General features: G+C 41.2%; 15 protein-coding genes. 10 read left to right on the forward strand and 5 right to left on the reverse strand.

Translation table 11 applies throughout. The features are described from left to right. The first annotated feature begins 146 nt into the window (after positions 1-146). On the forward strand, positions 147-1,553 hold the full coding sequence (locus ACM0OX_RS24210) for a collagen-like protein (RefSeq protein ID WP_414517511.1): 1,407 nt from the start codon (positions 147-149) through the stop codon (positions 1,551-1,553). A 134-nt stretch (positions 1,554-1,687) separates the two neighbouring features. Here ACM0OX_RS24210 and ACM0OX_RS24215 read toward each other — a convergent pair whose 3' ends face one another. From ACM0OX_RS24215 to ACM0OX_RS24225, 3 genes are all read right to left on the reverse strand, one after another. Next, positions 1,688-2,248: a nitrate transporter gene (locus tag ACM0OX_RS24215; RefSeq protein WP_414517512.1), complete on the reverse strand. Its 561-nt coding sequence runs from the start codon at positions 2,246-2,248 to the stop codon at positions 1,688-1,690. A gap of 453 nt (positions 2,249-2,701) precedes the next feature. Beyond that, positions 2,702-3,877 (reverse strand): patatin-like phospholipase family protein, encoded by a 1,176-nt coding sequence (locus ACM0OX_RS24220; protein ID WP_414517513.1) that lies wholly within the window; start codon positions 3,875-3,877, stop codon positions 2,702-2,704. 494 nt (positions 3,878-4,371) lie between these two features. Beyond that, positions 4,372-5,691 (reverse strand): dihydroorotase, encoded by a 1,320-nt coding sequence (locus tag ACM0OX_RS24225; RefSeq protein WP_414517514.1) that lies wholly within the window; start codon positions 5,689-5,691, stop codon positions 4,372-4,374. A 372-nt stretch (positions 5,692-6,063) separates the two neighbouring features. On the opposite strand from ACM0OX_RS24225, the gene lepB reads away from it, so the two are divergent. From lepB to ACM0OX_RS24255, 6 genes are all read left to right on the forward strand, one after another. Beyond that, on the forward strand, positions 6,064-6,705 hold the full coding sequence (lepB, locus tag ACM0OX_RS24230; protein WP_414517515.1) for a signal peptidase I: 642 nt from the start codon (positions 6,064-6,066) through the stop codon (positions 6,703-6,705). 166 nt (positions 6,706-6,871) lie between these two features. Then, entirely contained in the window at positions 6,872-7,021 is a 150-nt protein-coding gene (locus tag ACM0OX_RS24235) for a hypothetical protein (protein WP_414517516.1), read from the forward strand. 71 nt (positions 7,022-7,092) lie between these two features. Further along, positions 7,093-7,878 carry an MOSC domain-containing protein gene (locus ACM0OX_RS24240; protein ID WP_414517531.1) on the forward strand — a complete coding sequence of 262 codons (786 nt, stop codon included), beginning with the start codon at positions 7,093-7,095 and terminating at the stop codon, positions 7,876-7,878. A gap of 530 nt (positions 7,879-8,408) precedes the next feature. Next, positions 8,409-12,041, forward strand: a complete 3,633-nt coding sequence (locus ACM0OX_RS24245; RefSeq protein WP_414517517.1) for an ATP-binding protein — start codon at positions 8,409-8,411, stop codon at positions 12,039-12,041. Next, on the forward strand, positions 12,038-13,873 hold the full coding sequence (locus tag ACM0OX_RS24250; protein WP_414517518.1) for an EAL domain-containing protein: 1,836 nt from the start codon (positions 12,038-12,040) through the stop codon (positions 13,871-13,873). Before ACM0OX_RS24245 ends, ACM0OX_RS24250 begins: the two co-directional genes overlap by 4 nt. A gap of 266 nt (positions 13,874-14,139) precedes the next feature. Beyond that, the gene (locus ACM0OX_RS24255) at positions 14,140-15,519 is read left to right on the forward strand and encodes a response regulator (protein WP_414517519.1); all 1,380 of its coding nucleotides are present in this window, start codon (positions 14,140-14,142) and stop codon (positions 15,517-15,519) included. Positions 15,520-15,541: 22 nt separating this feature from the next. On the opposite strand, the gene ACM0OX_RS24260 is transcribed toward ACM0OX_RS24255, so the two are convergent. Then, complete coding sequence (locus ACM0OX_RS24260; RefSeq protein ID WP_414517520.1) at positions 15,542-16,216, reverse strand: response regulator; 675 nt, start codon at positions 16,214-16,216, stop codon at positions 15,542-15,544. 198 nt (positions 16,217-16,414) lie between these two features. Continuing rightward, complete coding sequence (locus ACM0OX_RS24265; protein WP_414517521.1) at positions 16,415-17,491, reverse strand: sensor histidine kinase; 1,077 nt, start codon at positions 17,489-17,491, stop codon at positions 16,415-16,417. 672 nt (positions 17,492-18,163) lie between these two features. Between ACM0OX_RS24265 and kdpA the strand changes: the two genes are divergently transcribed. The 3 genes from kdpA (at position 18,164) to kdpC (ending at position 23,520) form a co-directional block, all read left to right on the forward strand. Beyond that, positions 18,164-19,849, forward strand: a complete 1,686-nt coding sequence (kdpA, locus tag ACM0OX_RS24270; RefSeq protein ID WP_414517522.1) for a potassium-transporting ATPase subunit KdpA — start codon at positions 18,164-18,166, stop codon at positions 19,847-19,849. Between the two features lie 610 nt (positions 19,850-20,459). Next, positions 20,460-22,565 (forward strand): potassium-transporting ATPase subunit KdpB, encoded by a 2,106-nt coding sequence (gene kdpB / locus ACM0OX_RS24275; RefSeq protein ID WP_414517523.1) that lies wholly within the window; start codon positions 20,460-20,462, stop codon positions 22,563-22,565. Positions 22,566-22,917: 352 nt separating this feature from the next. Continuing rightward, complete coding sequence (gene kdpC / locus ACM0OX_RS24280) at positions 22,918-23,520, forward strand: K(+)-transporting ATPase subunit C (protein WP_414517524.1); 603 nt, start codon at positions 22,918-22,920, stop codon at positions 23,518-23,520. Positions 23,521-23,597: the final 77 nt, after the last annotated feature.

Below are 23,597 nucleotides of genomic sequence, written 5' to 3' on the forward strand. Positions count from 1 at the left end.
CGCTCTGGTTAAATTTTCGTTACATACTTATAAATTTTCCCGCCGACTTACTTATCCAGAATTTATTAATTACGAATTACGAATTACGAATTAGTAATTATTCGGTCAGGAGTAGATAATTCAACTAAAGTTTTAGGTGTAAATAGATGCACAATGGTTTTAGGAGTAAGCTGCCACTACTGCTGACATTCTGCTTATTTACTAGCTTTTTGCCTGCCTCTGGTTCAGTTTTATGTCCAGCCGTTGCCTCTGATGAATACTATAAAGTAGCCAGAAATTATAGCAGAGATGGACGCGCAGGAACCGATGGGCGATCGGGTAGAGATGGTAGCAGCGGTGAAAACCAAAATATTTTTGTCAATGGTTCACTTGTAAATCTTGACTTGTCGGGTAAAGATGGCGAAGACGGGGAAGACGGTGAACATGGTTATCAACCTGACTGTGGTTCCCAACGCGGCGATCGCGTCAGCCATGACATAAACGCACCAGATGGTGGTAGTGGCGGTAATGGTGGCAAAGGAGGAGATGGGGGAAATGGTGGTTCCCCCACAGTGTATTACAGCAATTTGGCAGACTTACGGAATATTTCTATCCGGGCAACTGGTGGCGAAGGTGGGCGAGGTGGTAGAGGTGGCAACGGTACGGAGGGCTGTAACTGTCACAGACGGAGATGGGAAGTAAAAACCTGCAAGGGAACTCCTGGTAGCCCTGATTACAAGTGTACTGACAAGGTTTATCGATGTAGCGATGGTAGCGATGGGCGAGATGGCAGCGATGGTAGCGATGGTAGCCAAGGGCGCTTAGGAACTTTGAGTATTGTCAATAGCAAGGAACCTTTGGCAGCTGATACTCCAACTGTGCAGCTAGCAATGTCGGAACTGATAAACAAACAGTTCCACCTCTCGAAGAATAAGTGGAATCAACGCATAGGCGCAGCTTCTCTACTTGCGCCTGGTTCTGCGATCGCCGATGATTATCGAGAGTTTGAACAGCGTCTAGAAGAGGCTTTTCAAATAGTTTGGCAAGAAAGACAACCTATTACCAGCTTTGGGAATCAAGCCGTAACATTAAATTTAACTGATAACAGACAAGTAGAAATTACTTTTGCTGAGGAATTATGGGTTGAAGGTAACAGCAAAAGTGAGGCTAACTTAACAACATTTACCGTTAACCATGCCATTCCCAAAAAAGATGTCACCCGGTTAGCTGTGGCAGAATTTGCCGATGCCGGGCAAAATCTCAACTTAAAAATAGTTGATTTGGCAGCCAAGTCTGATGCCATTAATACTCAGTTTCGCGTCAAATTCCGCGCCCAAGATAGTTTGCACGGTTTTTCTGGCTACAAAACTGAATTTGAAGGGGATATTCCCACAGAACTTGTGACTCGTGACTACAACCGTTTTACTCTAGCTTTGGGCAAGCTCAAAATTCCTGACGAAGCTTTACGCCCTGGTGTCAACGTTGATATTGAAGTCGTAGCAACTCGTTCTTTAGGAATACGTTCTGCCAAGCAAACTATTAGCTGGCAGGGTTCAATTCGCAAGCCGAGATAAAGAAGAATTCAGAATTCTGAATCAAGAGGCTTTCTACAAGACGCTGCGCTACCCGTCAGCGATGCACTGAGCCGGTCGTTGTGTCGTACACAATTCATTCTGACTCCTGACTCCTGAATTGTGTTCGATAAAGTTTAAGAAGATTTTTTCCCATCTGAAACCATTTGCGATAGAAGATAGGCTGCAAAATCTAATAACTGATCCAGCAAAAAGCCAATGATACCGATGTATAATATTTCCTGGATTATGTAATCAGTATTGCCAGCTTTATAAGCATCCCAGAGGGTAAAGCCAAGTCCTCTTGGGCCTGTTAACATTTCTGTGGCAATAACGATAAACCAGGCTACCCAAATGCTAACTTTCAAGGCATGAAATATATGAAAAATAGCCACTCGAAAGTTATTATTCTGTCTCTTGAAATGCTGCATCCCTATTGCTGTATTAATAATCATCGTCCAGAGAGTTCCCAGAAAAACTACTACAATAGCAGCCGAGTCGCTCTCTTGAAACGCAATTAGGGCAATAGGTAGCAAAGCTATAGGAGGGATACTATGTGGTATCTGAAATATCAGCCGAAATAGCTGATAAATCATGCTATTTATCCCGATGAAATATCCGATAAAACTACCCAAAACAGCGGCTGGAATATAACCAACAAATAACCGTTGCAGGCTAGCTAAAATGTCTAAAAACATATTATTTTCTCTGCCTCAGTTCTCATGGAAAAGATTCGGTAAATACTGCGGCAACAACACAAAACAGGGCTGAGAAAAATGTATTGGATTACACATTCTATTTTGTTGCTAAAAGATTTTTTATATCTTCTCCTCGTTAATTTTTAATTAAAAAACTTAGGTATTATTACGATGTGATAGTAGTAGTACAAAGAAGAGGTAAAGCTTGACTTTACTAAACTTTATCAGAAAAGCAAATTTTAATTAGTAAATTAAATACAATTTCTAGAATTTATCAAATAAGGCACTTATTGCTAGAGCTTACGTGCGTAGTTTACCGCCGTAGGCATCGCTCCTTGATTATCTCAGCTGATGCAACGACCTAGAAAAGTCTTGAACGGCATGTAAAAATCAATTGGATGGGTATTCAAACCCCAACCAATTGTAGACAGTTGTAAATAATGACACAGTTCGCTAGTTATCTCTAATAAAAGACGCGATCGCCTTTTTTATCGGAGAACCGGAATCGTCTCTGGTGTAATACGTAAGACCTTGATCGATAAATGCAGAGGTAGTATCTATTAACTGCTGAAGAATCTCGGAATTAGTATTATCTATTTCTTCAGTGACTTTTTCCCCTGTAAATTTATTTTTCCGCTCTTCTGGAGGTAAGACAATGCGAGGATCTTTATAAGTCTCTTTTGGCTTAGGTTTAAATGTCTCATTTAAGTCAAACTGAAGACGTAAGTAACGTTTAGACTCATATCCACCCATAATTTGTCGGCAAATCGTACTATCAATCTCAGATGTAGGTTCCATAAAGATGTTAGTCAGATTTTTGATCCAGTCTAAGCCTCTCCATTTGCTTATTTGCTTATATTGATATGGTTGACCAGTTTGACCTGTGCCAATAGAAAGGATAGAAATATCTTCCAATCGCAGATTATCTAGTTTATATTTTTGCTTGATTTCTGGAGATACTGAAGACTGACTAATCCTCATCGCTAAACTCAAAGCTGCCAGAGCAGGGTTATTAGCAGAAACTCCTCCATCAATGTGGGGAAATTCCCAGTCACCAAATTTTTGTTTATCTACAGGTTCTAATTTATATGGTGGAAAAAAAGTAGGCGCTGAGGCAGAAGCGGTACATATTTCCCATAAATAACAGTCATCGTACCATCTGTCTCCTAAATCGGGATGACAATTTGTAAAAAAGGTTGTGTTGCGATATAGCGTATCGTAAGCAAGAATCAAAAGAATAGGTTTTTCGATATCCTTGATTCTTGTAGATTTATAGGCATCTTTGAGTACGCTAGTAATTCCATCATGAGAATATTTAGATGGAGAAAATACCTCAATAATTGATTTGATGATGGACGGAAAGTTTTTGTAGCGCTCTTTTATCTCCAGAGGGAATATATCTTTACCTCTATTTTTATACATTTTAATGAGTTCATTACTCTCATTTCCGAGAGCAATTCCTCCTGCTAATATTGAACCAGTAGAAGTACCAGCAACCATGTCAAAATATTCATGTAAAAACTCTCCTTTTCCCTGATTTCTAATTTCTTGTTCTACTTGTTGAAGTATTCGTGCTGCAACTATTCCACGAATACCGCCACCGTCTAAAGCCAAAATTTTGAAGGACATAGCAATTCTCTTTGATTATTTCTGTGGACAAGCATCATGAGATGAATCACAATACAATTCCATTAGCTTGTTTACTCTTATCCGACTTCTCCGACTTATCCGACTGGAAGAATACCTAAGTTTTTTTTTAACGAAGTGCCTTCTCTACGAGACACTACGTATAGCTTGCTTTTGCGTAGAGAGGGTATGCGTAGCATTGGTGTCAACTTAATGTCAAAGCCAGCCTAGAAGATATTTTCTCCTTCCTAGGCTCCGCCTTTCGCAATAGAGACGCGATGAATCGCCATCTCTACAATAGTCAATCTTTCGTAGAGACGGCGATTTATCGCGTCTTTGTGATGATTTAACTTGAAAAACTTAGAAATACAGCAAATTTCCACGTTGTGAGGTAAAGAAATACCCCACCTGCACAATCTGGCGTGAAGGTTGGGGAGGAATATATATTATGTAGTTGCTGTAAATTCAGGGTTTTCGTAAGGTTAAATAAATATTTGCTACAAGAAAGTTAAAGCTTGACCCCGCACTTGCGTATTTACCTGGCCTTTGTCATAAACTATTTCACCGCCGACAATGGTGGTTTTAGCCCAGCCGGTCAGGTTCCAGCCTTCAAAGGGACTCCAATGGCATTTGGTTAAAAGTTCTTCGCGCTGGACTGGGCGGTATGTATTTAAATCTACAAGCACTAAATCGGCATCGTAACCAGGTGCGATCGCTCCCTTATTCGGAATACCATAAGCCACAGCTACAGCTTTAGACATCCAGTTCACAACTTGAGCAACGGTACACTTGCCCTCCATTGCCGCAGTTAACATCAAAGCGAGGGAAGTTTCCACCCCAGGCATTCCTGAAGGGCTATTGGGGTATTCTTGAGCTTTTTCTTCTAAGGTATGTGGCGCGTGATCTGTCGCGATGAAATCAATCACGCCATCGCGCAAAGCTTGCCAGAGAACTTCGTTATCGTGGGGCGATCGCAAAGGTGGATTCATCTGTGCTAATGTGCCAATTGTTTCATAGGCACTAGTATTTAATAACAAATGCTGTGGCGTAACCTCAGCTGTCACCCAACTCGGTTTCTCCTGACGCAGCAAATCTGCTTCTTCGGCAGTTGACATGTGGAGAATATGCAACCGACGTTGATATTTTTGAGAAAGTTTTAATGCTAGTTGGGTTGCCAGCAAAGCTGCTCGATTATCTTGAATTTGCGAGTGAACGGCTGGATCGTGAATATTGGCAAATTCTTGGCGGCGTTGGTTGATTCTAGCTTGGTCTTCGGCATGAACGGCAATTAAGCGATCGCCTTTGGCAAAGATCGCCTCCAATGCTGTTTCACCATCAACCAACAACTGACCATGCATCGACCCCATGAAAATCTTAATTCCCGGTGTTGGCTTTGCTAAAAGCAAATCTGGTAAATTCTCTGCTGTTGCCCCAATAAAAAAGCCATAATTAACTAAGGATTTGTGTGAGGCCCGTTCTAGCTTGTCGTCTAAAGCCTGTTGTGTCGTAGTTAGGGGGCGCGTATTGGGCATTTCTAAAAAAGAAGTGACTCCCCCTTTAGCACAGGCACAACTGGCGGTGAATAAATCTTCCTTGTGTTCTAGTCCAGGTTCGCGGAAATGTACTTGCGGATCGATAACTCCTGGCAACAAAGTTAAGCCTTCTGCGTCAATTTCAGTGACTAGTGCTGTTTGGGAGATTTCTGGCGCAACTTCGACTATTTGGCGATCGCGCGTCAACACATCCCCAACCATCAGTTCACCATCGGGTAAGATTATGCGAGCGCGGCGAATCAACAACATTTTTGGAGAAGACATAGGGATAACCAAGTTTAGACAGCGAGCTATGTATTACAGAGAACCATGCTTTTAGGTTAAACTTATTCGCGATCGGAGTAACAAATTTTTGCCGCGCCTTAAAAAAAAGTTTATTTTTAACAAGAGAGGCAGCAGGAGTTTAAGTCCCCCACAAAATCTCCGATTTGGTGGACTGCGAGAGCGTCTCATATAGAAGAAGCCTTATCTAAATTCAAACCTCCTGCCTCCTACCTCCTTCCCAATCCACAATCTAAAATTGGTAGTCAAGATGCAAACATAACTAGGAAATTAAAATTTTCCCGTTAAGATTAACAGATAAAATCTCACTAGGTGAGTTAATTACCTACATCTTTCATTAAGTTAAGTAATTTCATGCATAATCAAGTGTCTGATAACAACTCTAGTCAACAACCCGATAATTCTTGGATCGCAGAGCTAGGTAGAACAATTGTATTGAGCATCGTTCTAGCTCTAGGAATTCGTACCTTTGTTGCTGAAGCACGCTGGATTCCTTCTGGTTCAATGGAACCGACTTTGCATGGTACACCAAACCAGTGGGAGGCAGACAAAATTATTGTCGATAAGTTGAAGTATAAATTTGCCGATCCACAGCGGGGAGATATAGTAGTATTTTCACCTACGAAAGAGCTACAAAAAGAACAATATCAAGATGCTTTTATTAAACGTATAATTGGCTTACCTGGAGAGAAAATACAACTTAAGGATGGCAAAGTCTATATCAACGACAAACCTCTACCAGAAGCCAATTACCTCAGTTCTGCGCAGACCACAGTTATTGATGTTTGCCAATCAGGGCCACAGCCACCTTTTTTGGCCAAACCCCAAACTATACCAGCCGATTCATATTTAGTACTGGGTGATAATCGTAACAGTAGTTATGACAGCCGCTGCTGGGGTGTTGTCCCCCGCCAGAATATTATTGGACGTGCTGTAGTTCGCTTCTGGCCTTTAAATCATGTTGGCGGAATCGATAAATCGCCAGTATATCCATAATTAACAAACAATATTGCTCAAATAGCTGATTAACAAAAGAATTTTAGATTTTAGATTGGGGACTACTAAATCACCAATCTAAAATCCAAAATCCGTCTTGAAAAGTTCAGTTAGCTCTTTGCGAGATGCTGCAACTTTTCGCCAAATCTCAAATCCAAATATTGCTATGACCGAAAACGAAAAGGATACAGAGCAACTAAATTTAGGCGTTGCATATTTGCGGGATGATTTTGCTAGTTTTGTGGGATGGGCATCTTGCCCGTCCCTTGTATTTCAGGGCGCTCGTGTCGCCCACCCTACAAGAATCATCTCTTGATTCAGCAACGCCTAAATTGATTTATGGGTGTCTAAAATGTTTGAATTTTGAATTCGGAGCGAAGCGACGTGATGCCTTACCTAGCTAAGATTTTACTGTATCCAGTGAAATCCCTGGATGCTGTTGAGGTTGAGAACGCTAGAGTTCTTGCGAGTGGCGCACTACAGTATGACCGCGAGTTTGCCCTTTTTGACGAACAAGGTAGATTTGTCAATGGCAAGCGTCATGCTAAAATCCATTTAATAAGGGCACAATTTGCACTCTTAAATAGAACTATCTCATTGCAAATCCCCGATCGCAATTTAGAACAGATTTTTCATCTGGATGAGGAACGGCAAGCATTAGAAGCAACTTTGAGTGATTATTTTGAGTTTGCTGTCACATTGGGACAAAACTCTTTGATGGGTTTTCCTGACGATACACACTCACTTGGGCCAACGGTAATTAGTACGGCCACATTGGCAGAGGTAGCTTCTTGGTTTCCTGGTTTAAGTGTAGGTGAAATGCGCCGTCGGATGCGTGCCAACATCGAGATCGATGGCGTACCAGCATTTTGGGAAGATCGGCTATTTAGCGAACAAGGTGATTTAGTCTCTTTTCGAGTGGGAGATGTAGACTTTTTTGGGGTTAACCCATGTCAGCGTTGTATAGTCCCAACACGCAATTCATATTTAGGGGAAACTTACCCAAACTTTCAAAAAATCTTTACAACCCAGCGACAAGCAACTTTGCCAAGTTGGGTTGCTTCATCGCCTTTTAATCACTTTTATCGATTGAGTATCAATACTCAACTACCCTCATCATCAGCCGGAAAAATTTTACAAATCGGTGATGAAATTGACACATTTATACAATAAAATTAATTTTTTGTCAATATAAAAAATACAAAGTAAATTTTTTATATTTTTTTTTGTTTATGCTGTGTATTTGCATAACAATTCTAAAATTGCTGTAATTAAATAATAAGTTCTTGTACAAGTCCAGGGGTTTCCAGACCAGAAAATCAACACATCAGCAATTAAAAATTAAATTTAGGATTGGTGCTAATGGCAACCTGAATTTTAGAATGGCATACTGGAGCTTATTGGTTAAATTTCAGTTCATCTGAGAAAATTTGTGGAAATATTGCCAGATAAAACTGAGCAAATTCAAGTGCTATGGCGTACCCATGTAGTCGGTTTCTATAGTGGACTACTCCTGTGCAAAGGTTGAAAATTAGGCTTTGGAGGAAGTCAGCCAGTCAAGCAATTATAAGTATTTCGTACTATTTTATACTAAAAATATAAAATTTTCATAAAGAGCGATGTCTGCCGTAATTATACTTATATAAAATGTAGCTAGCACGGCAAAATGAACCTAGTAGATGCTGGGGAAGAATAAAACTACAATGTTATCCAAACTTCAGCCCGTCAAATCATTTAATCGCTTAGTTGGCAAAGTTTATGCCAAGATGCCCCTGAGATATGTTCTGATTGTGCCCTTTATCTTGCAAATTTGTGGTGCGGTGGGACTTGTGGGCTATCTTTCGTATCAAAACGGCCAAAAAGCGGTAAGGGAGCTTGCTACTCAATTAGAAAATGAAATCTGCGATCGCATTGAACAGCATCTCGATAGCTATTTAACAACTCCGAAGCAAATTAATCAAATCAACTTAGATGCAATTGAGCTAGGTTTGCTCAACCTTTCGGATTTTCAAACCACCGGCAATTACTTTTGGAAACAAATGCAGGTTTTCAATGTTGGCTACAACAGCTTTGCCAATCCCAAAGGTGAATTTATCGGTGTTGAGCGTCTAGATAATGGCCAGCTCTTAATTAATGAAGTTAGCGCCAAGCATGGTGTAGGCAAACTCTATGTTTATCCTACAGACAAACAGGGAAATCGCCGCCATTTACAGCAAGTCAAAGATTACGATCCTCGCGTAGAAGCTTGGTATACAGATCCAGTCAAGATAGGCAAACGAGTTTGGAGTCAAATTTATCAATGGGAAGATAAACCAGAAATTTTATCCATATCTTCCAGCTATCCTGTTTACGATAAAAATCGCAAATTCGTTGGGGTGATTAGTGTTGATTTGCTTTTGTCACAAATCGGCAAGTTTTTAGCTAAGTTAAAGGTCAAAGAATCGGGTAAAACTTTTATTTTAGAGCGTTCTGGGTATATAGTGGCTTCTTCTACTAGCGAGCCACCATATACGATCGTTAATGGTAAAGGAAAACGTTTATCAGCATTAAATAGTCAAAATCCTTTAATTAAACTCACAACACAGTCTTTAATCGAACGCTTTGGCAATCTTAAGTTTGTTGTGGGGAAGCAACAGCTAAGTTTTACCGCCGATGGAATGCGTTATTTTGTACAGGTAAAAAGCTGGAAGGACGAACTGGGTTTAGATTGGCTAATTGTGGCGGTGATTCCTGAAGGCGAATTTATGGAGCAAATTAATGCCAACACCCGCATCACGATTTTGCTGTGCATAGTTGCTTTTTTGGTGGCTACAAGAATTGGGATTTTGACTGCTCGTTGGGTAATTAAGCCGATTTTACAATTAAACAGATCGGCGAAGAAAATTGCTGAAGGTGAATGGGAGGAAACACCAGATATTCAGCGTTCCGATGAACTGGGGGAACTAGCCAAATCATTTGAAACTATGGCAAAGCAACTCCAAGCATCCTTTAGTGCTTTAGAAGCAAAGAATGCCGAGATGCAAGTTTTAAATGAGGCGTTATTTCATAATCAGAGTCAGCTAACTCAATTTTTAGAAGCCATACCGGTCGGTATCTTTATCATCGATGCTGAAGGTAAACCTTATTATACAAATCAGATTGGGCAGCAAATTCTCGGTCAAGGAGCGATGTCTAACGACAAGCCGCTAGGCGTCTACGCAGAAGTTACAGTCGAAAAATTGCCAGAGATATATCAAGCTTACCTTGCCGGGACAGATCGACTTTACCCCAGCGATCGCTTGCCGATTTTGAGAGCATTGCTTGGGGAAAGCATCAGGGTTGATGATATGGAAATTCGCCGTTGTGGCAAGATTACTCGCATTGAGGTTTTAGGAAAGCCAATTTATGACGAATCGGGGAATGTGGCTTTTGCGATCGCCACCTTTTTTGATATCACTCAACGCAAACAAACAGAAAAGTTATTAGCAGAATACAATCGCACCCTAGAGGCTCAAGTAAAAAAACGTACTGAAGAGTTCCAGCAAGTTATCGAACAACTGCAAACCACCCAAGAAGAACTGATTCAATCACAAAAAATCGCTGCACAAGAACAACAAGCAGCTGTTCGGGAAGCGGCGCGAAGTGCTGCCGCCAATCTCGCCAAAAGCGAATTCCTTGCTAACATGAGCCACGAACTGCGTACCCCACTCAATGCCATTCTTGGTTTCACCCAAGTCATGAGTCGAGATTATTCGCTATCTAGCGAACATCAAGAAAACTTGGCAATAATTAATCGTGCTGGCGAACATCTACTCAAATTAATTAACGACATTCTCGAAATGTCTAAAATCGAAGCTGGCAAAATCACCTTAAATTGCAGCAGCTTTGACTTAATTCACCTGTTGAAGAACCTAGAAGAGATGTTGCACTTGCGTGCTGCATCTAAAAATTTAGAATTACTGTTTGAATATGCGCCAGGTATTCCTAAATACATAGAAACGGACGAAAATAAACTGTGTCAAGTATTGCTCAACCTCTTGGGAAATGCTATTAAATTTACCGATAAAGGGAGTGTGACGCTACGGGTGAGACTGGGGGTAGGGGAGCAGGGGAGCAGGGGAGCAGGGGAGCAGGGGGAGCAAAATCTTTCTTATCCCTCTCTTCTGTTCTTCGAGATACAAGATACTGGCTGTGGTATTGCCCCACAAGAACTTGAATTGCTGTTTGAAGCTTTTGAACAAACCGAAATCGGCAGAAAATTCCAACAAGGGACGGGATTGGGTTTAGCGATTAGCCGTAAATACGTGCAACTGATGGGAGGAGATATTAGTGTCAGCACTACGCCTGGTGTCGGTAGTACATTTGCCTTTGATGTGCAGATTGCTCTAACTTGCCCCAGAGAAATCCCGATAAACCAAATTAAATCACAAATTAGAGCTTTAGCACCTAGTGAAAAAGTATACCGCATCCTAGTAGTTGACGATTCCAAAGAAAGCCGTATATTGCTAGTTAAAATTCTCACATCTCTTGGTTTTGAAGTTAATGAAGCTACAAATGGTAGTGAAGCGATCGCTAATTGGGAATCTTGGCAACCACACTTGATTTTTATGGATATGCGAATGCCAGTCATGGACGGTTACGAAGCCACAAGAATTATTAAAGCTAGAGAAATCGGGCATGGGACAGGCAATACGTCGCGGAAGTTCCCAAAGTTAAAACAACTGGTGTCATCGGGGAGCCAATACCTTGCAGAGGAGTTAACCAATTCAGGCGAGGGTGAGGTTCTGAAAGTTGTACGCAAAGAGTCTTCTGCACCAGAAACAACTGGTGTTATAGAAAATGATGCTTCTGGTGCGTCCACTTTGCGATCGCGGCCAACAGCCTTGGCTCCCCCTTACGACTTCTCTAGAACAATGCCAGATCGCTCCAATACAAATACAATCATTATTGCCCTAACTGCTAGCGCCTTTGAAGAAGAACGCCAGAAAATTTTGTCTATTGGCTGTGATGATTTTATTCGCAAGCCATTCAAACAGGAAGTATTATTGGAAAAACTGAGCAAACATCTGGGTTTAAAATATACCAATCAAGTAGAAACTACAAACACAGTAGTTGTCGATCAAGCTACACAGATTTTTGTAAGTGTTGCCGAACTCCTGGGGCATTTATCACAAATGTCACCTGAGTGGCTCCAACAGATTCACTATGCCGCAGCCAGCTGTAGCGATGAACTGATTTTAGAGTTACTCAAGCAAATTCCATCAGATAATGCTCAAGTTTTCCAAGTTCTCAGGGATTTAGCAAATAACTACCAGTTTGAGAAAATCATGGAATTGACTACAACAAACTTAGAATGAATTACGAGCATTTAGACCCTAATAAAAAAGATATTTTGATCATTGATGATATGGCGGATAACCTCCGGGTTTTATCCTCCATATTGACAAGGGAAGGGTACAACGTTCGTAAAGCTTTGAACTGGCAAATGGCACTGACAGCAACTCAAACATTATTACCTGATTTGATTCTACTCGATATCATGATGCCAGAAGTAGATGGGTATGAAATTTGCCAGACTTTTAAAGCTTGGGAACTAACAGCCGATATTCCAGTAATTTTTATTAGCGCTTTAGATGATGTTTTTGACAAAGTTAAAGCCTTTAAAGTGGGTGGTGTAGACTACATCACCAAACCTTTTGAGTTTCAAGAAGTTTTAGTGCGCGTGCAAAATCAACTGGCATTGAGATCGGCGCGATTAGAAATATTGAAACTAAATGTCGAATTAGAACATCGGGTAAAACAGCGGACTGGAGAGCTAGAAAAAACTCTCCTAAAACTCCAACAAGAAATCGATTCCCGCCAGAAATTGCAAAGTCAACTGCTAGATATAGCATTGCATGATTCCTTGACTGGATTATCAAACCGAGTTTTATTTATTAGGCGACTAGAAAATGCTCTAAATCGCGCAAAACAAGAATCTAGTTATCAGTTTGCAGTACTTTTTTTGGACTGCGATCGCTTCAAAGTTGTTAATGATTCTCTTGGTCATCCGGTAGGAGATGAATTGCTGATAGCTATTGCTCACCGCTTACAAGCATGTATCATACCTGTTGATACTTTAGCACGATTGGGCGGGGACGAATTTGGAATTCTCTTAGAAAATATCACAGATATCAATATAGCAATCCAAGTTGCAGAAAGGATTTTGCAACAATTATCACTGGCTTTTCAACTGTCCAGATATGAAGTATTTATGAATGCCAGTATTGGCATTAGTTGGGGTAATAAAGATTACGATCGTCCAGAGTATTTGCTGCGAGATGCTGATACGGCAATGTATCGGGCTAAGGCTCAAGGAAGGGCCAACTATCACGTTTTTAATCCAGCGATGCATCAGGAAGCTATTCAGCTTTTAGAGTTAGAAAATGACCTGCGGAGGGCTGTAGAAAGGCGAGAATTCCTTGTTTACTATCAGCCAATTATTTCCCTGGTTACAGGTAGAATTTCTGGATTTGAAGCCTTGGTGCGCTGGCAACATCCGATTCGTGGTTTGATTTCTCCCATAGAATTTATTCCTGTAGCCGAAGAAACAGGTTTAATTAATGCCATCAATACTTGGGTATTACAATCAGCTTGTCATCAATTAAGTATCTGGCAACATTATCCAGTGACACCAGAACCTCTAACTATGAGTGTCAATTTGAGTGCAAGGTTATTTTTACAGCCGAATTTGGTAGAACAAATTGACCGCATAATTTATGAAAATAAAATAAATCCGGCATATTTAGAATTAGAAATTACCGAAAGTGTAATTATGGAAAATACTGATGCAATCAAAATAATTCTTGAAAAACTAAAACAGCGAAAAATCAAGTTAATTATGGATGACTTTGGTACAGGATATTCCTCTTTAAGTTATCTGCACAGCTTTCCTTTGAATGCACTTAAAATTGACAAATCCTTTGTCAAACGGATGCAGGAAAATAAAGAGAATATGGGGTTAGTACCAGCAATGATTGGCATTGCCAACTCAATGGGGATGAGTGCGATCGCTGAAGGTGTCGAAACACAAGAACAGTTAGCCCAATTGAGAAGTTTAAACTGTAATTTTGCTCAAGGATATTTATTTTCTAAACCCATAGAACAACGACTGGCTGTTGAGTTGCTCACCTCAGCACCTCAATGGTAGCTATCAAGTAGCCCTGGAAAAAATTTAATTGTCGATCCTTGGGTAGATAATCTGTGAGTGCTAGCTACTATAATCCTTACAGCAGTTTATCAGCTTGCCAAAGGTGATACTGGCTAATAGCTTCGATAATTTGTAAAACTCTCCAGCCACGTGAGAGTTAAACTATAAATATCAATATTTCGGTGAAATCGGTCAACAAATTTTAAGGTGATTTCAAAGAAGGATTTACTATCCTCAATAATTATACGCATAACTTTTGATCAATAATGCATTTTAATCAAACTAACCATCAGAAAAGAAATATTTTGGTGGTCGATGATACCCCAGATAATTTGCGGCTTTTATCGGCGATGTTGACTGCACAAGGTTTTGAAGTTCGCAAAGCCTTAAACGGTAAAATGGCACTGACTGCATGTCAAATGGTTTTACCGGATGTGATTTTGCTGGATATCAATATGCCAGGTATGGATGGCTACCAAGTTTGTCAACAACTAAAAGCTGACGATAAAACTAGTGAAGTCCCAGTAATTTTTATTAGCGCCCTGGATGATGTTGTCGATAAGGTAAAGGCATTTGATGTTGGTGGTGTAGATTATATTGCAAAACCTTTTCATGGTGCAGAAGTGGTGTTGCGAATTGAAAATCAGATTAATTTACGCTTACTCCAAGTTAAACTGCAAGAAAAAAACTTTTTGCTCCAAGAGGCTCTTGACAATTTGAAAGCCTCTCAAGTTCAACAAATTCAGAACGAAAAGATGGTAGCACTGGGACAGTTAGTAGCTGGGCTGGCTCATGAGATTAATAACCCGATCAGTTTTATTTATGGAAATCTCCAATATGCTGGTCAATATGTGGAAGACCTAGTAAATATAATTGAGGTCTATCAGCAAGAATATCCCAAACCTACGCCAAAAATTCAGCAAATAGCCAAAGATTTAGACCTGAATTTTATCATTAAGGATCTACAAAATTTGATAGGTGCAATGTATAGAGGCTCCGATCGCATTCGGGAAATTGTACTGGCGCTACAACATTTTTCTCGGCATGATGAAGCAGAGATGAAACGGGTAAATATCCATGAAGACATCGAAAATACTTTAGTGATGTTACAACATCGGCTCAGGGAAGCAGCCGATCGCCCGGCAATTGTTGTAGTGAAAGATTATGGTAACTTGCCCCTAGTCACTTGTTATGCGAGTGAACTAAATCAAGTATTTATGCATTTGTTGAATAATGCTATTGATGCAATAGAAGACGGAGTGGGGAGTGGCGAACTTGGGCCCTACTCTGGGGATCGGGAGCAATGGGGAGTGACGAATCAATCTTCTACTCCTTACTCTCTAAAACCTACTCCCCAAATTCGGATTCACACAGAGGTGACAGACTTAAATCTAGTCAAAATTGCGATCGCTGATAATGGTCTTGGTATTGAAGAGTCGTTGCGATCGCGTTTATTTGACCCATTTTTTACCACAAAACCTGTGGGCAAAGGTAGTGGGCTAGGATTATCTATTAGTTATCAGATTATCGTCCAAAAACACCGAGGAAATATAAGCTGTACCTCGTCTGTTGGCAAAGGAGCAGAGTTTGCGATCGAAATTCCCATAGAGCAGCCTGATATCTCATCGCAATTTTCAAAATCTTGAAAGAATTTCTGACCCGATAAATTTAATTAATCAATAATTCTGGTGCTACTAATCCTTTTTGGATGGCTAAGACTGCGGCTTGAGTGCGATCGCGTACTTCTAGTTTCTGTAAAATAGCATGGACATGAACCCGCACTGTACCAGGGGCAATGTAGAGAATTTCAGCAATTTCTTGATTGCTTTTGCCAGCTGCTACCAGTGCCAAAATTTCTTGCTCCCGCTTCGTTAAAGGATTTTCTAAAGATTCCTCAGTTTTTGCAGACTGTACCGCCATCGAATTGCCCTCAAAAGCGGCTCTAATTTCAGTTGTTGCCGTTTGATCCCACCAAGAAGCGCCCGCAGCAACCGATCGCACTGCTAATATCAAAGACTCAGCCGGAATACCTTTAAGACAGTAACCTTGTGCCCCGGCGGCAATTAACCGCGAAATCAGTGGTTTTTCAGAACGAGACGTTAGAACCAAAACTGGTAAATTTGGGTGCTTCTCCTTGATTTGGCGACAAGCTTCAATCCCGCCAATTCCCGGTAAACCTATATCCAGCAACACCAAATCCAGAGGATAGCGATTGGCTAATTCTACAGCTTGTTCCCCATCTTCCGCTTCTGCGACAATCTCCAAAGTGGTTTCTTGTTGCAACCGCATCCGCAAACCAAGCCGAAATAATTCATCATCTTCAACTAGTAAGATTTTTGTCATTTGTCATTTGTCATTAATTATCAGAAAAATGGGTTTAAAACCCCGTGCTGGAAGCACGGCTTTAAAGTAATGAGTAAGGAGTAATGAGTGGATGAAAAATGGGTATTTACTCATTACTTATTACTCATTACTCATTACTCCTTCTTCCCCCTGCGTTCACGACGGTGAGGATGTCAACCTCCCCTGCCCCCCTGCCCCTCATCTCCCCGGTGGCGGACAAGCCGGGAGTCGGAAACCAAACAATGCGCCTCGTGGTGAGCGATTCTCTGCCCAAATTGTACCCCCATGAGCAGTAATAATTTGCCTGGTTAAATAAAGTCCTAGCCCAGAACCAGAGACATGGCGATCGCTATTTCCTTGATAAAATCTCTCAAATAAGTGAGGTAACTCTTTTTCGGTAATACCAGAACCAGTATCGAGTATTTTTACCACTTGATCGCTAGAATAACCTTCAAATACTACTTCCACTTTACCGCCACGAGGGGTATGGTTAATGCCATTACTCAGGAGATTGCTAAAAACTCGCCCAAGTTGCAAAGAATCGCCATTTACCCAGAGAAAGCTGCGAAAATCTGATTCGCCATAGTGCAGAGAAATATAAACCTGACGTGTTTTCGCTAGTTCACTCAGGGTAGCGACGATCTCCTCCGCCACTGTCACCAAGTTAACTGGTGATATCTGTAGTTTCAGCCCTTCGGCATCATTGCGGTACACATCTAAAAGTGTTTGGACTAATTGCAATGTACTCTGATGACTACGAGCCATTGTTTGTAAGACTTTTGCTTGCATAGGTGTGATTTCACCAAATTGCTCATTTTGAAAATATTTCAGCGTTTCAATTGCTCCTAATAGGGGTGTTTTCAAATCATGCGTTAGGGTAGAAACAAAATCTTCACGCATGATAGCCAGTTGTTCTTGGGAGCGTAATTGTGCTTGAGTATAAGCGATCGCTTCTTCGTTGCGATGGTTGCGATCGCTTAACCAACCCGTTACCATCAACGCCAACACTGCAATCAACCTATTTGCCAACGTGGGAGAATTAATCATTTCTCCTCCGGGAACAAACAAATTCAACAGTGTTAATCCTGTTGCTGCAAGAGTGATCCCCAAAACTGCTCTCCGATTTAATCGAGAATCTGCTAACAAAATCGTCCCTGTGTAGAGGTAGCCAAATACGTACTCTGGGGGTGTCAAATATTCCAGTATTATCACGATCGCAAAGGCGATCGCTATGAGTCCATAGGTCTTTACACGCTCATTTATCGCTTCTTTCATAGTCAATAATCGACTTAATATCGTCATTTATGATTTACTAAAAAATCGTGATTATCCAATCTGTATAACTATTTAATTCATCAATTACGAGCTATCTGCAATCTATATCTGCAAATGCCAACTTAAGAATTAACCCAAAAATTACGATTCTCCAAATGCAGGAAAGGAGACTGGAGAGTGGAAACTGGGTAGTTGCCCAGAAGATGTGGGGTCTTTACTACTATCTTCCCAAATCCTAATCCCATTAAGAAAATACTTTATGATATTTATATTCTTTGAAAGTAGCAAACTGGGAAAATGTGTTGTATAAACAAATAATCCTAAGTAGTGAGATAGATGAATTAAGAGTCAAAATTAAATATTCTTAACGAAAACTTTAATAAGTCTCTGGAAAATAGTCAGAACTAAAAATATTCAGGAGTTATGTTAGCGGATAGCTAAGGTTGAGCCAGTACTGAGTAAAAAGTAATGAGTCAGAATTATTACTTATGAATCTTCCTACTCTCAGTTGAGGCACTTACTACTCGAAACTGATTTGATGCTAAGTGCGATTATTGCTTTTCGTACTCAGCATTTTTAGGGAAATCCCTTGAAATCAAATACTCCCACAGTTAATCTATTATTTCTCAGAATTGGCTTGCTACAACTTAAATTTAATTTAGCGCAAAATATATGGGACAAGGTTTTTTGCAAATTGGCTTAACGCTGTGTATTGTCATAGCAATCACTCCATTATTCGGAAAATACATAGCGCGTGTCTTTATGGGAGAAAGAACACTGCTTGATTTTTTAATGAACCCCATAGAGCGAAGTATGTTCGTATTTGCGGGTGTTCGGAGAAAAGATGACATGACGGGTTGGGAGTATATCCGGGCCATACTCTGTTGCAACACAGTCATGGCTATTTCAGTGTATTTTCTGATATATTTTCAGAGACTTTTACCCTGGAATCCAAACGGCTTCGGTGCGCCCACCTGGGATGTATTGCTGCATACAACGATTTCATTTGTAACCAATACTGACCAACAACACTATGCAGGTGAGACAACCTTAAGCTATTTTAGCCAGGTAGCGGCATTAGGCTTTTTGATGTTTACCTCCGCAGCCACCGGTTTAGCTGTGGGAATTGCCTTTATTCGCGGGTTAACGGGTAGAAGACTGGGAAACTTTTACGTCGATCTCGTCCGTGGAATTACGCGAATATTGCTGCCGATTTCAATTATTGGCGCGATCGCTTTGCTGGTAGCAGGTGTACCACAAACCTTAGCTGGGACTATGGATGTGCAAACCTTAGAAGGCGGGACGCAATATCTGGCCAGAGGCCCGGTAGCATCCTTTGAAACGATCAAACTTTTGGGCGAGAACGGCGGTGGCTTTTTTGGCGTCAACTCTGCACATCCCTTTGAAAATCCCAATGGTGCTTCTAATTTGATAGAAATGCTCGCGATGATTTCTATCCCAGCAGCCTTGATTTACACCTACGGTATATTTGCCAATAACATCAAACAAGCTTGGCTACTTTTTTGGATGGTGTTTGTGATTTTTGTCATTCTGGTGGGAGTTACAGCCGTGGGAGAACTGCAAGGTAATCCCCTAGTTAATACCGCCTTTGGATTAGAACAGCCTAATTTAGAGGGTAAAGAAGTTCGATTTGGTTGGGCACAAACAGCATTTTGGGCAGTGATGACTACTGCTACTATGTCTGGTGCTGTGAACGGGATGCACGATTCTCTGATGCCGCAAGGAATATTTTCGACTCTCTTCAACTTATTTATTCAGGTTATCTGGGGTGGTCAGGGAACTGGAACAGCTTACTTATTTATTTACTTAATTCTCACAGTCTTTCTAACTGGACTCATGGCAGGACGTACTCCAGAGTTTTTGGGACGCAAAATTGAAAAGCGGGAAATCGTTCTCGCCAGCGTAGTGCTGTTGATTCACCCGATTCTAGTTTTGATCCCCAGTGCGATCGCTTTGGCTTATCCTATCTCCCTATCTGGAATTAGCAACGCTGGCTATCACGGTATTTCTCAAGTAGTTTATGAATATGCCTCAGCAGCAGCAAATAATGGTTCCGGCTTAGAGGGCTTGGGGGATAACACCCTGTGGTGGAACTTGAGTACTTTAGTTAGCCTAATCGGAGGACGCTACATTCCGATGATTGCCATCCTGCTGCTAGCTGACGGAATGTCTCGCAAACAACCAGTAGAAGAAACTCCTGCAACCCTGAGAACCGATTCTCTGGTATTTACTGGGATCGTGGCTGGAGTCACGCTGGTTTTGGGAGTATTAACTTTCTTTCCCGTTCTGGCTTTAGGCCCCATAGCTGAGGGTTTGAAACTAGCATCTGGCAGTTAGAAAAGTTATGAGTTATAAGTTTGAAATTGAGAAAATATCAAATAATAATTCAGGAGGCAGGAGGAAGGAGTAACCCAGACTTAAAAGTGTGAGATTCAAGCAAGAAAGGTTATATAGCTGTAGTCATACCATTTTGGATTTTAGACTTTCCTGCGGAACGCTACGCGTAGCTTGCTTCCTCGGAGGGGTACGGCGATCGCTCAGTCAAACGATTTTAGATTTTGGATTGTGAAATATCCATTGGATAAGTGTTTCAGTTTTCCATCTGTCGCAATCATTTTTCAAATTGGTATCAGACATGTTAGGACAGTGTTGATTGCTCAAAGCCTGGAAACAACTAGGTTTATACTCAGCACTGGCTCAACGCCTCGCTAACAGCACTCAGCTATATCTTGCACTACGCATCTCGTACCAGTATCTTATTTTTAACTGGGTAATTACTCAGAACTAAAGTTTTCATTCATACTTATTTCCTCCTGGCTCCTGCCGTTATTTTATAAATTATCCGGTTTCGTAGGATGCGTTACTAACGCATCCTACAGGTTGGATATTTTTTTATTAGAAGTTCCTATAACTCCTAACTCCTAACTTCTCACTGCTAACTTTATTTATGAATCCAGTGGCAACTAACTTCAAAGCTAGACGCCCAAGTTCTCGTTCTGGCGATCGCCGCCAAAAACGTAAAAAGACTAGGGCAAATAATAAGTGGCTGTACTTAAGAGCAATTAGAGATGCTTTTGTCAAGCTCAACCCTAAGTATGCAATCAAAAATCCAGTAATCTTTGTGGTTTGGGTAGGGACAATCATCATCCTATTGCTAACGATCGATCCCAACCTATTTGGCCCTGCCCTTCAAAAGAACCCGCAAGTTTTCAACGCCTTGTTGTCGGGGATTTTATTCTTTACAGTTTGGTTTGCCAATTTTGCCGAAGCAGTGGCAGAAGGGCGGGGTAAAGCCCAAGCCGATGCCTTGCGGTTAACAAAGTTAGAGGCGATCGCTAAAAAACTTGCTGCCGATGGCACACTTAGTGAAGTTTCATCCACCAGCCTCAAACAGGGCGATACGATCTACGTCGTTGCTGGCGATATCATCCCCGCCGATGGCGAAGTAATCATGGGTGTGGCCTCAGTGGATGAATCGGCAATTACTGGGGAATCTGCACCAGTATTAAAAGAATCAGGCTCCGATGTTGCCAGTTCCGTCACTGGTGGGACGCGGATTATCTCAGATGAACTAATTATCCGCATCACATCTGACCCAGGCAAAGGTTTTATTGACCGAATGATTACCTTGGTAGAAGGGGCAGAACGCAGCAAAACACCCAATGAAATTGCCCTCACAGTATTGTTAGCAGTTCTCAGCTTAGTGTTTTTGTTAGTTGTAGTCACCTTGCCCGCCCTTGCTTATTATGTCAACAGTCCAGTCAGTGTCCCAATTTTAATTGCCTTATTAGTAGCGTTAATTCCTACCACCATTGGCGGTTTACTAAGTACCATCGGTATTGCTGGTATGGATCGAGTTGCCCAATTTAACGTTATTGCCACATCAGGGCGAGCGGTAGAAGCCTGTGGTGATGTCAACACTTTACTTCTCGACAAAACAGGTACAATTACCCTTGGCAACCGTCTGGCGGAAGAGTTTATTCCTCTCAACGGTCATTCAATGTCGGAAATTGCTAATGTTGCCTGGGCAGCTAGTGTCTTTGACAATACACCAGAAGGTAAATCCATTGTCCGACTAGCAGAAAAGTTGGGCGCAAGATTTGATTTTGACTCCAGTCAGGCAGAAGGAGTCAGTTTTTCCGCCAAAACCCGGATGAGTGGGACGAATTTACCTGGTGGGTATGAGGCCAGAAAGGGAGCAGTAGAAGCTATTAAAGGATTTGTCCGTTCCCGTAACGGACGCGATACACCAGAATTAGATGCTGCCTACGAACGAGTTTCTCGCTTGGGAGGTACACCCTTAGCAGTTAGCTTAGATAACGAAATCTATGGGATTATTTATCTCAAAGATATAGTTAAACCTGGTATCCGCGATCGCTTTGAGCAACTGCGACGGATGGGAGTGCGTACCATCATGCTAACTGGAGACAACCGAATTACCGCTTCTGTCATTGCCAAAGAAGCAGGGGTTGATGACTTTATTGCTGAAGCCACACCAGAAGACAAAATCAGTATCATTAAACAGGAACAAGCAGCAGGTAAACTGGTAGCCATGACGGGAGATGGAACTAACGATGCTCCCGCATTAGCCCAAGCTAACGTCGGCGTGGCGATGAATACAGGAACGCAAGCTGCAAAAGAAGCCGCTAACATGATCGATTTGGACTCCGATCCCACAAAGCTACTCGATATCATTGGTATTGGTAAACAATTGTTGATTACTCGTGGGGCATTGACGACATTTTCCATCGCTAATGATATTGCTAAATACTTTGCAATTATTCCAGTGATATTTGTCGCTGCTAATTTGCAAAGCCTGAATATTATGAATTTGACTAGCCCTAAATCTGCTGTACTCTCAGCATTGATTTATAATGCTTTGATTATTCCCGCTTTGATTCCCTTGGCATTAAAGGGTGTGAGGTTTAGACCGCTGACAGCTAATCAGTTACTCCAACGCAATATCTTAATTTACGGCTTAGGTGGGGTGATTGCGCCGTTTATTGCAATTAAATTGATCGATGTACTGATTACACTTGTGGGCTTGGCTTAAGGATAGCAAAAGTAGAGACGCTGAGAAACGATCGCATCTTGACCAAAGTAAAATAATAAACATTTTTACTTTTACCTGTTGACGGGAGGGACAAGAAGAATATAAATAAATATCGTTTTCATTCAGCACTACTTTGACGATATCCTTTGTTTAGTCGCAATGGCATAAACAACACCTACCACTCGCTATTTTGATCTTCCTGTGCTTGAATGTGCTGTGCTTGAATGTGGTAACTGCCCCAGTTGTTGTTTATGCTGTTGCTAACAGTATCTTATAACCTCCTGTTAGATGGGCAAAAGAATTAAAAATTAAAATTAAAAATTAAATTTTAGGCGCAATTGGAAAACTTTTTATGGCTATTATTCGAGAAACTATCAGAGCAATTTTTATAACTCTAATGCTTTGGTTGTTGACTGCAATCATCTATCCGCTGGTAATTCTTGTAGTGGGTCAAGTTTTTTTGCCCTATCAAGCTAATGGCAGCATCATGCGGAATCTAAGTAATGAACCAATTGGTTCGGCTTTGATTGGTCAGGTGTTCACATCTGAACGATATTTCCATTCTCGTCCTAGTACTGTTAGATACAGCCAAGGAAAAAAAGCCAAGCCAACTGGCATATCTGGAGCTAGCAATCTCGCTGCCAGCAATCCAGAACTACTAAAGCGGATTTTAGAAGAAGCAGATAAATTGCGAGACGAAAATCTTCAACCGATAGCCGATATAATTTATACCTCTGGTTCTGGTTTAGACCCGCATATTTCCTTTAAAGCAGCACGGCAACAATTGACGCGGGTTGCTGGTGCGCGGGGAGTAAAAGAAGATGAGATTTTACGTTTAATTAATAAGTATACTGATGACAGATTTTTATGGATTTTTGGCGAACCGGGAGTTAATGTTCTCCGATTGAATTATGCTCTTGATTTGCAAGATATTAATCGTCAGCAAAATCAGTAAATGGGCATGGAGCACTTGTACTGAGCGTAGTCGAAGTATGGGGCATTAGCAATGATGGTTTTCCCATGCAATAGGAG

Origin of the sequence: Nostoc sp. PCC 9305 (genome assembly GCF_963920915.1) — a bacterium.
GTDB lineage: Bacteria > Cyanobacteriota > Cyanobacteriia > Cyanobacteriales > Nostocaceae > Nostoc.

Bases quoted from the DNA above. Each gene is read 5' to 3' on its own strand.
- ACM0OX_RS24210 (WP_414517511.1), top strand. From the start codon at position 147: ATGCACAATGGTTTTAGGAGTAAGCTGCCACTACTGCTGACATTCTGC.
- ACM0OX_RS24215 (WP_414517512.1), bottom strand. From the start codon at position 2,248: ATGTTTTTAGACATTTTAGCTAGCCTGCAACGGTTATTTGTTGGTTAT.
- ACM0OX_RS24220 (WP_414517513.1), bottom strand. From the start codon at position 3,877: ATGTCCTTCAAAATTTTGGCTTTAGACGGTGGCGGTATTCGTGGAATA.
- ACM0OX_RS24225 (WP_414517514.1), bottom strand. From the start codon at position 5,691: ATGTCTTCTCCAAAAATGTTGTTGATTCGCCGCGCTCGCATAATCTTA.
- lepB (WP_414517515.1), top strand. From the start codon at position 6,064: ATGCATAATCAAGTGTCTGATAACAACTCTAGTCAACAACCCGATAAT.
- ACM0OX_RS24235 (WP_414517516.1), top strand. From the start codon at position 6,872: ATGACCGAAAACGAAAAGGATACAGAGCAACTAAATTTAGGCGTTGCA.
- ACM0OX_RS24240 (WP_414517531.1), top strand. From the start codon at position 7,093: ATGCCTTACCTAGCTAAGATTTTACTGTATCCAGTGAAATCCCTGGAT.
- ACM0OX_RS24245 (WP_414517517.1), top strand. From the start codon at position 8,409: ATGTTATCCAAACTTCAGCCCGTCAAATCATTTAATCGCTTAGTTGGC.
- ACM0OX_RS24250 (WP_414517518.1), top strand. From the start codon at position 12,038: ATGAATTACGAGCATTTAGACCCTAATAAAAAAGATATTTTGATCATT.
- ACM0OX_RS24255 (WP_414517519.1), top strand. From the start codon at position 14,140: ATGCATTTTAATCAAACTAACCATCAGAAAAGAAATATTTTGGTGGTC.
- ACM0OX_RS24260 (WP_414517520.1), bottom strand. From the start codon at position 16,216: ATGACAAAAATCTTACTAGTTGAAGATGATGAATTATTTCGGCTTGGT.
- ACM0OX_RS24265 (WP_414517521.1), bottom strand. From the start codon at position 17,491: ATGAAAGAAGCGATAAATGAGCGTGTAAAGACCTATGGACTCATAGCG.
- kdpA (WP_414517522.1), top strand. From the start codon at position 18,164: ATGGGACAAGGTTTTTTGCAAATTGGCTTAACGCTGTGTATTGTCATA.
- kdpB (WP_414517523.1), top strand. From the start codon at position 20,460: ATGAATCCAGTGGCAACTAACTTCAAAGCTAGACGCCCAAGTTCTCGT.
- kdpC (WP_414517524.1), top strand. From the start codon at position 22,918: ATGGCTATTATTCGAGAAACTATCAGAGCAATTTTTATAACTCTAATG.